This window comes from Maribacter thermophilus, assembly GCF_001020565.1.
GTDB classification, from domain to species: domain Bacteria; phylum Bacteroidota; class Bacteroidia; order Flavobacteriales; family Flavobacteriaceae; genus Maribacter; species Maribacter thermophilus.
This window is the reverse complement of the sequence record NZ_LDAS01000001.1, coordinates 1,059,117-1,074,149: the sequence shown is the minus strand read 5'-3', so window position 1 is coordinate 1,074,149 and position 15,033 is coordinate 1,059,117. Positions and strand designations below refer to the sequence as shown.

Genomic DNA, 15,033 nt, shown 5'->3' with positions numbered 1-15,033 from the left:
AAAGCCTTTATCTAGCCATGTTTATTAAAGTTTCGTACACCATTTGGGTAGGCAGGCCAACAACATTGGTATATGAACCTTGTATCTGCTCTATACCAATAAGGCCTATCCATTCTTGTATGCCATAGGCCCCTGCTTTGTCAAAAGGGCTGTATGAGTCAATATAATAATAAATTTCTTCTTTGGTAAGTTCCTTAAACTTTACTTCTGTAGTGCTGTTTTTTATGAGCTGTTTTTCTTTGGTCGTAAAACAGACAGATGTAATCACCTTGTGCCAATCACCAGAAAGTTGTTGTAACATGTTATAAGCTTCTTGTTTTGAAGAAGCTTTGGCCAAAGAGGTGTTGTTATGCCATACTACAGTGTCGGAAGTAATGAGTATCTCTTTTGGTTTAAGTGATCCATCAAAGGCCGAAGCCTTTAATTTTGCTAAATAATCTGAGATTTCGCCCGCTTTTAGGCTTGGGGGGTGGACTTCATCTACAGGTTTTAGACGAATTTCAAAATCCAGTCCCATTTCCTTAAAAAACTGTTTTCTTCTTGGGGATCCCGAGGCCAAGATTATCTTATGGTCTTTTAATTTTTCGGTCCACATAGTTAGTCGTTTGCCGCACTAAAATTATCCATCCAATCTCCGCGCACTTTTAAAACTTGTTCTATTACATCGCGGGCGCATCCTTTTCCTCCGTTTTTGTGGGAAACATACTTGCAAACGGCCTTTACCTCAGGTACTGCATTTTGAGGGCAAGTAGCTAGGCCTACCATTTTCATCGGAGGAATGTCAGGTATGTCATCTCCCATATATAGCACATGGTTGGGATTAATATTATAGATGTCCAAATACTCGTCCAAGGCATCCATTTTATGATGTGCTCCCATGTAAAAATCTGTAATACCCAAGCCTTGCAAACGTTTTTTGACACCTTGGTTGGTACCCCCTGTTATAATACAGATGTTGTATCCTTTATTAATGGCCACTTTTAGGGCGTAACCATCCTTTATACTCATTTTTCTGAGCATTTCCCCTTCTGTCGTTACGAGTACATTACCATCTGTAAGCACTCCATCAACATCAAAAACAAAAGTGGTAATCCCTTTTAAATACTCTTTATAGCTCTTCTCCATATGTGGCTTTAATTGAATTGCTCATTAGTTTATATATTTCTCTATGTTGTCCGACTTTTAACAACCTTAAATGATTATGCAATGTTTTTTGATCTCCTCTTCTTGCTGGTCCTGTTTGTGCTTCTTTAGGCGACAGAACATTTAATTTATTGGCTGTTTCATTTATTAATGGCTTTAAAATTGTAAAATCAATTTGATGCTCGTTACAGATGTCATTTGCTATATGGTATAAATGATTGGTGAAATTATTTGCGAATACCGCCGCTACATGAAGCGCCTTTCGTTTTTCCGAATCTATGGTTTCAACGGTATTGCTAATATGTCCTGCCAATTTTTGCAATAATTTCAAGCTATCTTCTTGCTGGGCTTCCAAGCATATCGGAATTTTTTTGAAATCTACTTTTTTCCCAGATGTGAAGGTCTGTAGAGGATAAAAAACACCAATATCATGGTGTTTGGATAAAGCTGTCAATGGAACACTTCCCGAGGTGTGTACCAGTAGGCCATTAACATTCAATTTATCGGAAACCAAAGGTATGGCGTCATCTTTTATGGCCATAATATAAATATCGGCCAAAGGAAGGTCTGTCCAGTTTGTGGAAACAGTGGTTCTGTCCTTAAAAAAAACTAGAGATGTATTGTTTCTACCAATAACCCCAACAATGTTTATTTGCTTGTTGGGAAACATAGCTTCAAATAAGTTTTGTGCTACATTACCGGTGCCTAAGATAACTACGGAAATCATTTTGCGAAAATACAAAGAATTAAAGCGAATATGTTATGTCAAAATTAACATAATTGAAGAAGCTTTATGCTTAAAACTACTTCTTTGAAAGTGTAAAAGGCCGTATTTTTGCGTGCTGAAATCAATTGGTTCTGGTTATGACAGAAATGCTCAAGAAAATATTCTTCTCCACCCGTTTAATGGCCGTCCTGTTTATCGTATTTGCGGTCGCCCTGGCCTTCGGTACCTTTATAGAAAGTTGGTACAGTACCGAAACTGCTCGTATCTGGATATACAATACCACTTGGTTCGAGGTTATTATGGTGTTTTTTGTAATTAATTTTCTGGGCAATATTTCTAGATATAGATTGTGGAGAAAAGAAAAATGGGCTGTGCTGATCTTGCATTTATCGTGGATATTGATCATTATCGGGGCTTTTGTAACACGCTATATCAGTTTTGAAGGAATGATGCCCATAAGGGAAGGTGCTACTGAAAATGTTTTTTATTCGGATAAAACCTATTTAACGGTACATGTAGAAGGTGAAATTGATGGTGAACCTAGAAGAAAGACCCTAGAAGACGATTTGATCGTTACCCCAGAGGGCATAAAGTCTAATTTGCCATGGAACGGCGATTTTAACGGTCAACCTTTTACTGTTTCTTATGTTGGTTTTATAAAAGGTGCCAAAGAAGGTCTTATTCCCGATTCTAAAGGAAATACGTATTTAAAAATAGTAGAGGCTGGTGATGGACAGCGCCACGAACATTTTTTGGAGAATGGAAAAGTGGCCAGTATACATGGGGTGCTTTTTGCACTGAACAAAGAAACGCAAGGGGCTATCAATATTTTTGCAAATGGCCCTGATTACAAGATCATATCTCCTTTTGATGGTAATTTTATGCGAATGGCGGACCAATTTCAAGGTTTGCTGGTAAAAGACAGCCTACAGCCTTTACAGCTAAGATCTCTTTATAACACGGCGAACATGCAGTTCGTGATTCCAGATTCTTTGGTGCAGGGAAGTTATGGTGTGGTAGAAATACCAAAATCTGAAAAATCAGAGATCGATTTGGATGCCTTGGTAATGAAGGTTACCAGTAACGGGGAAACCAAAGAGATCAAAGTGTTGGGAGGAAAAGGGGGAACCAATTTTACGGATAAGATTTCGGTAGGGGGATTAAATTTTGCCCTTCGTTATGGATCTAAGGTACATGAGCTTCCGTTTGCTATAAAACTGAACGATTTTATTGCGGAAAAACATCCCGGAACTGAGAATGCCTATGCTTCTTTTATGAGTAAAATTACGGTAATGGACGAACGTCCTTTTGACTACGATATTTATATGAACCATGTGCTGGACCACAAAGGTTACAGGTTTTTTCAAGCTAGTTTTGATCCCGATGAGAAGGGGACAAGGCTTTCTGTAAACCATGACTTTTGGGGCACTTGGATCACGTACATTGGTTATTTCTTATTATATATAGGGCTCATGGGTATTATGTTTTATGGTAAGACAAGATTTAAGGATCTGGCGGAATCTTTAGAAAAGATGAAAGCAAAAAAGAACAAGGTCATAACCACTATCGTATTATTGATAGGGATGACTTTTTCAATGAATGCCCAAGAGCATACGGCCGATGATGGACATGACCATAGCATGGTTCCTACAAAATTTCAGATAGATTCAATTATAGAATCCTCTATGGTTTCCAAAGAGCATGCCGATAAATTTGGTAAACTTATTATACAGGATGAAGGGGGAAGAATGAAGCCTATAAATACCTTCTCTTCTGAATTGTTGCGAAAGCTTAGCCAAAAAAGCACGTATATGGGCTATAATTCCGACCAGGTGTTTTTGTCTATGATGATGAATCCTGCGGTTTGGTACAATACGCCCTTCATCGCCTTGGACAAGAAAGCTCAGAATGATAGTATACGTAAGATCATTGGAGTGCCCTCTGGTCAAAAATATGTAAAGGCTACTGACTTTTTTGACAGTAAAGGAAACTATAAGTTAGAACCATTTCTTAGAGAGGCAACTGCAACGAACAACCCTAACAAATTTCAGCAAGATTTTAAAGATGCGAATATTCGTTTAAGTCTTTTAAATCAGGCATTGGGGCAAGATATTGTAAAGATATTCCCTTTGTTGAACGATGAGAACAATAAATGGATATCTGCCGTAGAATTTAGAGGGGGGCAATATCAGATCCAAGATTCCCTATATGCCAATTTTGTTAAAAATGCCATGCCTTATTATCTGATGACATTGGGTAAGGCACAACAAACCGGTGATTATTCGGAGGCGGACAAACTGTTGGATGCCTTTAAACAAAATCAACATAATCACGGCAGTGAGATTTTACCATCCGATAAAAAGGTAAATATCGAAGTAATTTACAATAAACTGGACATATTCAATAGACTCTATAAATTTTATGCCCTTGTCGGACTTCTGTTCTTCTTCATTTTGATTTTTCAAATTTTTAAAGACCGTGAAATATGGAGGGTAGGGGTGTATTTCTTTAAAGGAACAGTTATGTTGTTCTTTTTATGGCATACGGCCGGACTAGTACTTAGATGGTATATTTCTGGTCATGCCCCTTGGAGTGATGCTTATGAGAGTATTCTTTATGTTTCTTGGGCCACTATGGGAATGGGGCTTTTGTTGGGTAGAAAAAACGACATGACCATAGCTGCATCGACATTCGTAACGTCTATGCTATTATGGATAGCCCACCAAAGTTGGGTGGATCCCTCTATTGCCAATCTCCAACCCGTTTTGGATAGTTACTGGTTAATGATACATGTGGCCGTAATTGTTGGTAGTTATGGACCTCTGACAGTCGGTATGATCTTGGGGGTAGTCTCGTTATTATTTATGTTGATGACCACTAAGAAGAACAAAAAGAAGATGGAGTTCAATATAAAGGAATTGACCATCATCAATGAGCTTTCGCTGAACGTTGGGCTTATTATGCTAACGATAGGAAACTTTCTAGGTGGTCAATGGGCCAACGAAAGTTGGGGACGTTATTGGGGATGGGACCCTAAAGAAACATGGGCATTGATTTCGATAATGGTATATGCCTTTGTTATACACACCCGCTTGGTACCTGGCCTTAGGGGAAAATGGACCTTCAACTTTTTAAGTGTTATTGCATTCGGAAGTATTATGATGACCTATTTCGGAGTCAACTTTTATTTGGTAGGTCTTCATAGTTATGCCAGTGGGGCCCAAGTGATCACCCCTGTTTTTATTTGGTATACCGTTGCTGGGGTATTAATCCTTGGGGCATTGAGCTATTGGCGTTACAAAGTAAATTTTTCGAAATAAAATTATTCTTTCTCTAAGAGTAATCGCATAATTTCTTCTGCAGCCACTTGTCCTTTTTGTTTTAAAAATGGCCTAGGGGTATTGTCCCCCAATTCAAAAACAATGGCGGGCATACCGTGGTTCATGTAAAAATAGTTTCTGGAAACCATGGTGGGTACTGTCTTTTTTGATGGTTTTACATTGGTTTTCTTCTGTGGTAAACGGTTAGAGATACTTTCTATCCAATCAAAAACGATCATACCTTTATCTCCGGTTACGGTACTGTCTATGGGATAATAAATATCGTCCCAAGTAGAGTGGAAATCGGCACCGAAAACAAATTCATAACCTTCGTCACTCTTTTTGTTCAAAAAATCCCTAACACTTTTTGTTTCGGGCTGATTAAAGTTTTGCCAATCCCTGTTAAGGTCTATACCGCCCATATTATGGCGCCAATGACCATTGTCCACTCCGTCCGGATTCATTAACGGAACTACAAAAATGTCAAAGTTTTCTCTAAACCTTTTAGCTTGTTCGGTATCCCCGGATATAGTTTCTATAAATGATTTCATCAGCAAAAACCCGGTAACCTCTGGCGGATGCTGTCTAGAAATGATCATCAAGGCTTTTTTACTTGATTTGTTTTCTTTGATTTCCATTAACTGCATTGGCCTGTTCTCATGTGATCTGCCAATCTCATAATTGGTAATGAACGGTTTTGTCGAAAGAGAATCTACCCATTCTTGCACACGCTTTGAGGTATATAGTTCTTGGGCCGAAATCCAAATAGGTTCTTTGCCTGCGACAACGGTAATTTCTGCAAATTCAGGTGCCGCTTTTATGCCAAATTCACCTTCTCCGGCATTAATGATCTTATAGGCAAGGCTGTCCAATGGTTTAAAATTTCTGCCATCGGTACTTATTTTTGGGTAATACCTACTTCTAGAGTTTTGGTAAGACAATTTTATGGTGATTTCCCTCGGTTGTTCCGTCCATACTTTAAAAGAATACCAAGGACTTACGTTAATAGGGGTATTTTCGGCGGTAATCCAAATAGTGTAGTGGTCGTTGCCATCATCCGCAACCCCATTTAGTCTGGCACCGTCGAAATCATTGGTAAAAAAAGTTTCTTTATCAAACGACCATATTCCTTTCCATTGTCTTTGTACTGGTTTGTCTACCGTGGGTACAACAGGGCTTGCTCCTTGGCCCTGATAACCAGTAACGGTCTTTTGGGTAATCGCTTTTTCAGAATTTTTACAGGAAAAAAAAAGTAAGCCAATAATAACAAGAGAGAGGTACAGATAACGCATTTAAAATCATTTTGATTTAGAGAATCTTAAATTATAATTTTTTATGTTGTGGCAAAACAAATTTTATAAATTTTTTGGGGCTATTGACTAGGTTGTTTTATTGAGGTTTAACAGGGTGTACGTTATTTTTTGCCGAATACGAATTTGAACGGTCTTTTTTAAAAGTAATAATAGCCTCCTCTTCAATGGGTTTCCTGTTACAAAACATGTTCGTTCGAATAAAAAGGAAGTCAAAATCAATTTTGTACCTTTAAAACTTAAAAATTTCATGGTTATGAGCTCAAATAGAAAAGGATTGAATACGGTTTGCACACACGTAGGGGAATTAGAGGACAAAGTCCATAAAGGTGCGGTTTCGCCATTATATATGAGTACTTCTTATGCGTTCGATGATGTTGATATCAAAAGGTATCCTCGGTATTTTAATACGCCGAACCAAGAAGGACTATGTAAGAAGATTGCCGCCCTTGAAAATGCCGAGTCGGCTTTGATTTTTGGTAGTGGTATGGCGGCCGTAAGTACATCTTTGTTCGCTTTTTTAAAAGCAGGAGATCATATAGTGTTACAACAAACTCTATATGGAGGAACATATAACTTGGTCGTAGAGGAGTTTTCAAAATATGGTATTGAATATTCTTTTACCGATGGTTGGACCCCACAGAATTTTGAATCAAAGATCAAAGAGAATACGAAAGTAATATATATAGAAACACCTTCTAATCCTTTATTGACCATTACCGATATTGAAGGGGTTGCCAGAATCGCAAAAAAGCATGGTCTGGTATCAATGATCGACAATACCTTTGCTAGTCCTGTAAATCAAAACCCTATAGATTTTGGCATCGATGTTGTAATACATAGTGCTACAAAATACATGGGGGGGCATTCTGATATTTGTGCCGGTGCGGTCGCCTCCAGTAAAGAAAATATGGATCGTATTTTTCATTTGGCAAAAAATTTTGGAGGTAGTTTAAGCGATTATACGGTTTGGTTGTTGGAGCGAAGTATAAAGACCATGGGTATTAGGGTAAGGGCCCAAAATGAAAATGCTCTTAAAATGGCTGAGTTCTTGGATTCTCACCAAGATATAGAAACGGTTTATTACCCAGGTTTGCCCTCGCATAAAGATCATGAACTTGCAAAAAAGCAAATGAAAGGATTTGGGGGAATGTTGTCCTTTGAACTAAAATCTTATCTGGATGCCTCGGCATTTCAAAAAAAACTACGCTTGATCAAGCCTTCTATGAGTTTGGCAGGTGTTGAAAGCACTGTGTTATCCCCAGCTCAGACTTCTCATGCCCTTATGAGTCCAGAAGTAAGGGCAAAACAGGGTATTACAGATGGTTTAATTCGTTTTTCTGTTGGAATTGAGGAAATCGAAGACCTAATGGATGATATAGAATATGCTATCAATTCTGTAAAAAAGAGCGAAAAAGTTTTATAAAACACCCTTATTGTTAGTAAGGTTATTTTATGATAACGACCATACATAATATTTAAATGATCGTATTTTAATGAAATTAGACATACTCGTTTTTGGAGCCCATCCAGATGATGCAGAATTAGGAGCAGGAGGTACCATTGCCAAAGAAATTTCGAACGGTAAAAAAGTTGGAGTGGTCGATTTGACCAGGGGAGAACTGGGTACCAGGGGTTCTGCCGAGATTAGAGATAAAGAAGCTGCTGCCGCAAAAGAAATTCTTGGACTTAAAATAAGGGAAAACCTATGTTTTAGGGATGGATTTTTTACCAATGATGAAGCCCATCAACTAGAAGTGATTAAAATGATCCGAAAGTATCGCCCCGAAATTGTTTTGTGCAATGCCATTGATGACCGCCATATAGATCATGGTAAGGGTAGTAAGCTTGTAAGTGATGCCTGTTTTTTGAGTGGCCTTCTTAAAATTAAAACAGAATTGGATGGAAGTAAGCAAGAGAAATGGAGACCGAAATTGGTTTACCATTATATTCAATGGAAAAATATAGAACCAGATTTTGTAGTGGATATCAGTGATTTTATAGATGTTAAAATAGAATCTATCTTGGCCTATGGTTCACAATTTCACGACCCAAACAGTAAAGAACCCGAAACACCCATTACAAGTAAAACTTTTATAGAAAGTGTAAGGTATAGGGCACGCGATTTGGGTAGGTTGGTAGGAAAGGATTATGCCGAAGGCTTTACAGTAGAAAGGTATATAGCCGTTGACTCGCTAGATAATCTTATTTAAGCGGTCTTTTTATATGGGTTTTGTGCCTTGGGCAATTTAAAATAGAAACTAGAACCTCTATGTAGGGCACTGTCTACCCATATGATGCCTTTATTGTTCTCGATCATTTCTTTACATAAAGAGAGGCCTAGGCCTGTTCCTTTTTCATCATTGGTACCATAGGTGGTACTATGTGTACCTGTTTTGTTAAATATCTTCCCGAGGGTTTCTTCATTCATTCCTATGCCGTTATCACGTACGTACACTTCCCAATGTTTGGTTTTTTCGGTGGCACCAATAGTGACCACACCATTTTCTGGTGTAAACTTTAAAGCGTTGCTAATTAAATTTCTAACTACAATATCCAATTGGTCACTGTCGCACCATATTAAGGTGTTTGGCTCGGTTCTATTAATTATTTTAATGGATTTATTGTTGGCTATTTCAGATAATAACGAAATGTTTTCATGAACAATGGTTTCTAATGAGGTTGTTCCAGGTTTGGTGACCGAACCGTTCATTTGTGTTTGCCCCCAAGAAAGCAAGTTGTTTAAAGTAAAGGCTATATGGTCGATATCGGATTTAAGTTTTGGAACAAGGTTTAGAAACTCTTCTTTGGGCATTTCACCTTCCTTAAATAGTTTGATGAGTCCTTGAAAGGCTCCTATAGGACCTCTTAAATCATGGCCTATAATAGAAAAGAGTTTGTTTTTGGTGTTGTTTATTTCTTGGAGGTTTTCCTCTTTTTTTTCCAGGTCTTCTTGTTTTGATAAAAGCTCTTTGTTCAGTGATTTCTGTACTTTGGCATTTTTTCTGACCAAAAGCGTTATGCCAAGAAATATAATAAGGGCTATAAGCGCGAGATATACATAGGTTTTCTGTTTCGCAAGTGCTTTTTCGTTGGCCAAGATCAATTGTTCTTTTTGCTGTTCGTACTCAATTTTTGTCTTGAGCATGGTCAAACCTTTTTTATTTTCTTTTCCTGTTATATTGCGTGTTACCTTTTCATAAATTTCATGGTATTCTAGAGCAGTTTTGAAATCTGTCTTGTTTTTATTTATTTCATATAAGATTTTAGAACCTTCTTGAATACCTATTATATCCTCTATTTTTTTTGAAATGCGATAGGCTTTCTTTGCATAGATTTCACTAATACTGTCTTTTCCTAAATTTAGGTTGGCTTTTGCGATGCCATATAGCATAGAAATTTCGGATCTTTCATCTTCAAGCATTTTATGCAAAAGTTCGCTTTGCCTGTACCAGTACATGGCCCAAGTATTTTTTTGTTGTTTTAGGTATGTTTTCCCTTTAATCTCATAGGCATATGCCAACCAATCTAAAATTTTATGGTCTTCAAATACTTTAATGGCACTGTTAATATTGAACATGGCATGATCTAATTTTCCCATATCCGCATAAGCCGAAGCCATATTGCTCATAGTTTCTGCCATGATTATGGGGTCACCGATACGTTCGTTGATATCTTTTACTTTATTATAAAACAACATGGCTTGTTTATAATCTTTTTGAGACAGATATAAATTGGCAATGTTCTCGTTTACCACAGAAAGCATTTTTTTATTATCGGTAGATTCACCAATTTCTATGGCCTTTAAATAATCTCTTAAGGCAAAATCAAAATCTCCTTTATATTCATGAGCTCCGGCAGTGTAGTTAAGAGCTTTTAATTTTAGGCCATTATCGTTTAGTTGTATGGCAATATTCAGAGCTTCTCTATAGTTATCTATGGCTTTGTCATATTTTCCTTGGTCCGAATTATAAGTACCCAATCCAATAAAAGATTTTGCCTTTCCAATATTATAATCTGTTTCGTCACTAAGTTTTAAGGCTTCTTTCGATAATATTCTTAAACTGTCCGATTTATAGAATCGTTGCTCTGAAGCTAATTGTAGAAGTAAATTAATATATGTGGTATCTTGGGTATACTTTTTTTCCTTTTTATATTGTATAATTTCACGTTTTAATGAATCTCTGACAGAAATCTGGGCAAACGAGAAGTTACAGGTAAGAAGAAATAAAAACGCATACAGGGGTCTTGCCGTTCGTATTTTAGAGAATAAGATTGTTTTTAAGGACACCCTGTTGTATATCACAATTAAGGTGTAAAATTAAAGTGAACTTGTCTTTATACGTAATTATTGTTGTGAAATGCCATTTTTTGTGTGTTTCAACGACTCAATTATGTATTTTGTCGAACATAATTTTTTGAAATAGCTTTATTATTAACATATTCGGTAATAAAACACAGGTGCTAAATATAAGGATGCATTAAATAAATAATTGGGGAATAGGTTGTATTACGTAATACGGTTAGGAAATTCAACGTGAAATGTGGTCCCATGACCAAGGGTACTTTCTACCTTAATGGAGCCGTTATTTTTTTCAACCATTTCTTTACATAACAATAGCCCAAGTCCGGTACCTCTTTCGTTATTGGTGCCGTAAGTGGAATAGTGTTCAGGGCTGTTCCATATTTTGTCTAAAGTATCTGCATCCATGCCTATGCCATTATCCTTAACAGATATACTTAGACTGGCATCATTACTTTTGGCCTTTATCTCTATATGGCCGTTTTCTGATGTAAATTTGATGGCATTACTGATTAAATTTCGAAATATTATACTAAAATGGTTAACATCGGCCTGTACATGCATTTCGTCCGTTAGTTCATTAATGACCCCAATGTTCTTTTCAGAAAGGTTTTTGTCGAACAATCCTATTATATCTTGTATTTCTTTTTTGACCTTCACCTCTCTAATTGTAATATTGGCTCCTTTCATTTGGGTTTGTCCCCAATTTAAAAGATTGTCCAATGTAAATTGAATATGATCTAGATCGGTCTGTAGTTTCGGTGCAAATTTTCTAAAGTAGTTTTCTCCTTCCTTATCTTCCAAAGAGAGATTTAATAAGCTTTTTAATGAAGTTATTGGCCCTCGCAGGTCATGACCTACAATGGAGAAGAGTTTTTCTTGGTTTTTGTTTATCTGATCTAGTTCGTTTTTATTTTCCGAAAGTATCTTTGTTTTCTCGGCAAGAATTGTGTTTAAACTCTTAACCCTTCTGTGGGCCATATATATAAAAACAATTAAAAGTATGCTGGCGGACAATGCTATTAAACTAAATTGGATATATTTTTTTTGTTGTTCAATTTTATGAATGTTGCTATTTTCTATAGCTTCTTTTTCTTTTTGAAATTGTAATCTGGCATTCAACATGGTTATGTTGATATTGTTCTCTTCTTTTGCAATGGAATCGGATAATAAATTGGACTTTTCCATATATTCCAATGCCAATTCAGGTTTTTTGTCAATTTTATATAACTTAGATAATAATTTATAACATTTTTCTTTTCCTGTTTTAATGCCAATACTGGAATATAGATCTAAGCTTTGTTTTGCCAAGTCTTCGGAGACGGAATAGTTACGAAGTCCAAGATTTGACTCTGCCAAACCAAATAGAGCATCTGTATAGCCTTTTTTGTCGTTTAGTTCTTCTTGTATTTTGAGAGCTTTTTCATAAAGCTGCTTTGCGTTTAAGTAATTCTTTTTGCTTAAGGCAACAAAGCCCCTGGTATTTAACCCAAAAGAGAGCCATTCGGGTATTTTGTGTTTTTCAAAGACCGAAATACTATAATCCAATTGAGATTCCGCCTGTTTTAATTCACCCATTTGGGCCAAGGTATAGCCCAGATTAGAAGTCAATTTGGCCTTTAATGCTTCGTCATCATAGTCTTTAAAATAGTCTAGACCTTTAAACAGATAATTTTTAGCTTGCTCATAGTTATGGAGTAAACTGAACATTACACCAATATTAAGATTTCCACGAATTAAAAATTCTGTGCTTTTAGTTTTCTCTGCAATTTCTAAAGATTGGGAGAACGATCTATATGAATTTGGGTAATCGGCCAAAATAAAATAGGCTTGCCCCATTTGATTGTGTGCTTCCAGAGCATTCAGGTCATATTCATGATCTGGTATTTTTTCTAAAATCTGTAATGAATATTCAATACATTCTTGTGGTTTTCCACTATAGAGGTAGTATCCGGATTTATTCAGTAACCCTTTTATTTTTCCATTATCATAATTTACAAGCTCGCTAAGTCTGTATGCTTCTTTTGCAAGCAAGAGCATAGTATCTGTATTGGAATAGCGAGACTCCCAACTTAATTTATTCAATAGGCCTATATAAGTAGTATCTTTCTTGTAATCGCTGTTATTTTTTCTAAAAACAACGATTTCCTTTTTTAAACTATTAATACTATCCGTTTGCGTATATATCTTATTTACAGAAGATAAAACACAAAATATCAAAGTTAACAGGAAGAAACGGGTAGTATTGTATGTAGTGTTTGTGTGGGGGGTATTAGGCAAGCTAGAAAATTAAATGGTTAGACAAAATTAGAATTGTTCCGAATTTTTGTGTTGTAAATTTAAATATAAAAAAAATTATTAATCAAGCACTTATAAGAAAAGGTGATATAATTTATGTAGAATCTTTTGAAAGATCAGATAAAAAAAATTACCTTTGCCACCGCTTGAATATGGTGGTTGTAGCTCAGCTGGTTAGAGCGCTGGATTGTGGTTCCAGAGGTCGCCGGTTCGAACCCGGTCTTCCACCCAAAGAGTGAGTATAAGTCCTGAATGATTTCATTTGGGACTTTTTTTTTTGGAGCTTCACTTTAATTAAAAAAAGACCGATCCAAACAGGATCGGTCTTTTTACATTAAGTTGGTTTTAGTTTTTATTCAGTGGCTTTGTCCACCTTTACGGGTTTGTCTCTATTGGCAAGTTCCCAAGCGGTATAAAAAACAAGACGTGTACGGTTTTCCAATAAATCATAATTTATTTTATCCGGTGTATCTCCAGGCCTGTGATAATCATCGTGGGTTCCGTTAAAATAGAAAATGATAGGAATATTGTTTTTTGCAAAATTATAATGGTCACTTCTGTAGTAAAAACGGTTAGGGTCGTTTTCATCGTTGTAGGTATAATCCAATTCCAGATTTGCGTATTTCTGATTAACTTCTTCCGATAACTCATGTAGTTCTGTACTTAATTTGTCCGAACCAATAAGGTAGATATAGTTTCGGTTCCCTTTTCTTTTGGGGTCTATTCTACCGATCATGTCAATATTTAAGTTGGTAACCGTTTGTTCCAAAGGAAAAACAGGGTCGAAATCTGTATAATATTGAGAGCCTAACAGGCCTTTTTCTTCACCGGTTACGTGTAAGAAAACGACTGATCTTCTAGGGCCATTACCATCATCTTTAGCTTTTTTAAATGCCTCTGCAATTTCTAAGAGCGCTACAGTTCCAGAACCATCGTCATCGGCCCCATTGTTAATTTCTCCATTAGATGAGATCCCTATATGATCAAGATGCGAAGAAATTACAAGATATTCATCTGGCTTTTCAGAACCTTTTATAAAAGCGATAACATTTTCCGAATCTATTTCTTCATTAGAACTTTTAAATTCGAGCGAAGCTGTTGTTTTTAATACTTTTGGTGAATTATCACTGTCAATGCCAGGTAATATAGCCTTGGCCAAAGTTTCATCAATAAAGAGGCTGGAAAAATCGTTGTTGTTATTTTTTAGGCTCATTCGACCGCTATTGTTGCCTTTCATATAATCGAATCTTCTTTTGAACCTGTTAAAGTTATCGGTGTCCAAATAGAAAATTCCCTTAGCTCCCTTATCCACGGCAAGTTGTATACGTTTGCTTAAAGATTCGGAAGCATTGCTCCAAACAGATTTTTCCGATGTACCCGATATTTTATAAGTACCGTCACTGTTTATAGGCTCACCGAATTTTACCAGTACCATTTTATCGGTGACATCAAGACCTTCATAATCTGAATAACCTTCGTCTTCAATACCGTAGCCTACATAAACAATTGGGGTATTTGTAGTTTGGGCGGCGCTAAATGTGAGTACATGTTCTCCTAATAAAAAGTCGGTATTGTTTATACTTAATTTACCGGTTGGAAGATTACTTATCTCTATTGGTACCTTTTGAAAATAGTCTCCATCGGGTTTTGCCGGTGGAATATTCAATTTTTCATATTCGTTCTTGATATAGGCAATTGCCTTTTTTTGACCTGGTTTGCCTGTTTCCCTTCCTTCAAATTCATCGGAGGCGTAAATATACAGATGGTCCTTTAGTTCGGCTTCTGTAATGGTCTCGGCATATGTAACGGGACTTACAACGGTTGTTTTTTCTGAAGTGCTTTCTTTTGAAACGGTTTTTTGGGAAGAATTACAACCAACCAACAAACCTGCTAAAATGAATAGTGTCTTTTTCATGTTTTGAAATCAAAATT

Annotated in this window: 10 protein-coding genes and 1 tRNA gene; 4 read left to right on the top strand and 7 right to left on the bottom strand. The window is 36.5% G+C overall.

Annotation, left to right across the window (positions count from 1 at the left end):
* Positions 1–7: 7 nt before the first annotated feature.
* The 3 genes from AB657_RS04745 to AB657_RS04735 are packed head-to-tail and all read right to left on the bottom strand — an operon-like array spanning position 8 to position 1,870.
* On the bottom strand, positions 8–595 hold the full coding sequence (locus AB657_RS04745) for a Maf-like protein (protein WP_047245442.1): 588 nt from the start codon (positions 593–595) through the stop codon (positions 8–10).
* Between the two features lie 2 nt (positions 596–597).
* Positions 598–1,125 (bottom strand): KdsC family phosphatase, encoded by a 528-nt coding sequence (locus tag AB657_RS04740; RefSeq protein ID WP_047245441.1) that lies wholly within the window; start codon positions 1,123–1,125, stop codon positions 598–600.
* On the bottom strand, positions 1,109–1,870 hold the full coding sequence (locus AB657_RS04735) for a Rossmann-like and DUF2520 domain-containing protein (RefSeq protein ID WP_047245440.1): 762 nt from the start codon (positions 1,868–1,870) through the stop codon (positions 1,109–1,111). The genes AB657_RS04740 and AB657_RS04735 overlap by 17 nt, the downstream gene beginning before the upstream one ends.
* Before the next feature lie 137 nt (positions 1,871–2,007).
* On the opposite strand from AB657_RS04735, the gene ccsA reads away from it, so the two are divergent.
* A complete protein-coding gene (gene ccsA, locus AB657_RS04730; protein WP_047245439.1) occupies positions 2,008–5,190 on the top strand; it encodes a cytochrome c biogenesis protein in 3,183 nt (1,060 codons plus the stop codon).
* 2 nt (positions 5,191–5,192) lie between these two features.
* Here ccsA and AB657_RS04725 read toward each other — a convergent pair whose 3' ends face one another.
* Complete coding sequence (locus AB657_RS04725; protein ID WP_047245438.1) at positions 5,193–6,482, bottom strand: M14 family metallopeptidase; 1,290 nt, start codon at positions 6,480–6,482, stop codon at positions 5,193–5,195.
* A gap of 274 nt (positions 6,483–6,756) precedes the next feature.
* Between AB657_RS04725 and AB657_RS04720 the strand changes: the two genes are divergently transcribed.
* Both AB657_RS04720 and bshB1 read left to right on the top strand, forming a co-directional pair.
* Positions 6,757–7,926: a trans-sulfuration enzyme family protein gene (locus tag AB657_RS04720; RefSeq protein WP_047245437.1), complete on the top strand. Its 1,170-nt coding sequence runs from the start codon at positions 6,757–6,759 to the stop codon at positions 7,924–7,926.
* 70 nt (positions 7,927–7,996) lie between these two features.
* Positions 7,997–8,713: a bacillithiol biosynthesis deacetylase BshB1 gene (bshB1, locus tag AB657_RS04715; protein ID WP_047245436.1), complete on the top strand. Its 717-nt coding sequence runs from the start codon at positions 7,997–7,999 to the stop codon at positions 8,711–8,713.
* Here the strand turns inward: bshB1 and AB657_RS04710 are convergent.
* Complete coding sequence (locus AB657_RS04710; RefSeq protein ID WP_232304845.1) at positions 8,710–10,806, bottom strand: tetratricopeptide repeat-containing sensor histidine kinase; 2,097 nt, start codon at positions 10,804–10,806, stop codon at positions 8,710–8,712. The genes bshB1 and AB657_RS04710 overlap by 4 nt on opposite strands.
* Before the next feature lie 204 nt (positions 10,807–11,010).
* Positions 11,011–12,888, bottom strand: a complete 1,878-nt coding sequence (locus tag AB657_RS04705) for an ATP-binding protein (RefSeq protein WP_157491585.1) — start codon at positions 12,886–12,888, stop codon at positions 11,011–11,013.
* 367 nt (positions 12,889–13,255) lie between these two features.
* On the opposite strand from AB657_RS04705, the gene AB657_RS04700 reads away from it, so the two are divergent.
* Positions 13,256–13,331: transfer RNA gene (locus AB657_RS04700), tRNA-His, on the top strand.
* A gap of 122 nt (positions 13,332–13,453) precedes the next feature.
* Here AB657_RS04700 and AB657_RS04695 read toward each other — a convergent pair.
* Entirely contained in the window at positions 13,454–15,016 is a 1,563-nt protein-coding gene (locus AB657_RS04695) for a M28 family peptidase (RefSeq protein WP_047245434.1), read from the bottom strand.
* Positions 15,017–15,033 lie beyond the last annotated feature (17 nt).

Bases quoted from the DNA above. Each gene is read 5' to 3' on its own strand.
- AB657_RS04745 (WP_047245442.1), bottom strand. From the start codon at position 595: ATGTGGACCGAAAAATTAAAAGACCATAAGATAATCTTGGCCTCGGGA.
- AB657_RS04720 (WP_047245437.1), top strand. From the start codon at position 6,757: ATGAGCTCAAATAGAAAAGGATTGAATACGGTTTGCACACACGTAGGG.
- AB657_RS04735 (WP_047245440.1), bottom strand. From the start codon at position 1,870: ATGATTTCCGTAGTTATCTTAGGCACCGGTAATGTAGCACAAAACTTA.
- AB657_RS04695 (WP_047245434.1), bottom strand. From the start codon at position 15,016: ATGAAAAAGACACTATTCATTTTAGCAGGTTTGTTGGTTGGTTGTAAT.
- bshB1 (WP_047245436.1), top strand. From the start codon at position 7,997: ATGAAATTAGACATACTCGTTTTTGGAGCCCATCCAGATGATGCAGAA.
- AB657_RS04740 (WP_047245441.1), bottom strand. From the start codon at position 1,125: ATGGAGAAGAGCTATAAAGAGTATTTAAAAGGGATTACCACTTTTGTT.
- ccsA (WP_047245439.1), top strand. From the start codon at position 2,008: ATGACAGAAATGCTCAAGAAAATATTCTTCTCCACCCGTTTAATGGCC.
- AB657_RS04725 (WP_047245438.1), bottom strand. From the start codon at position 6,482: ATGCGTTATCTGTACCTCTCTCTTGTTATTATTGGCTTACTTTTTTTT.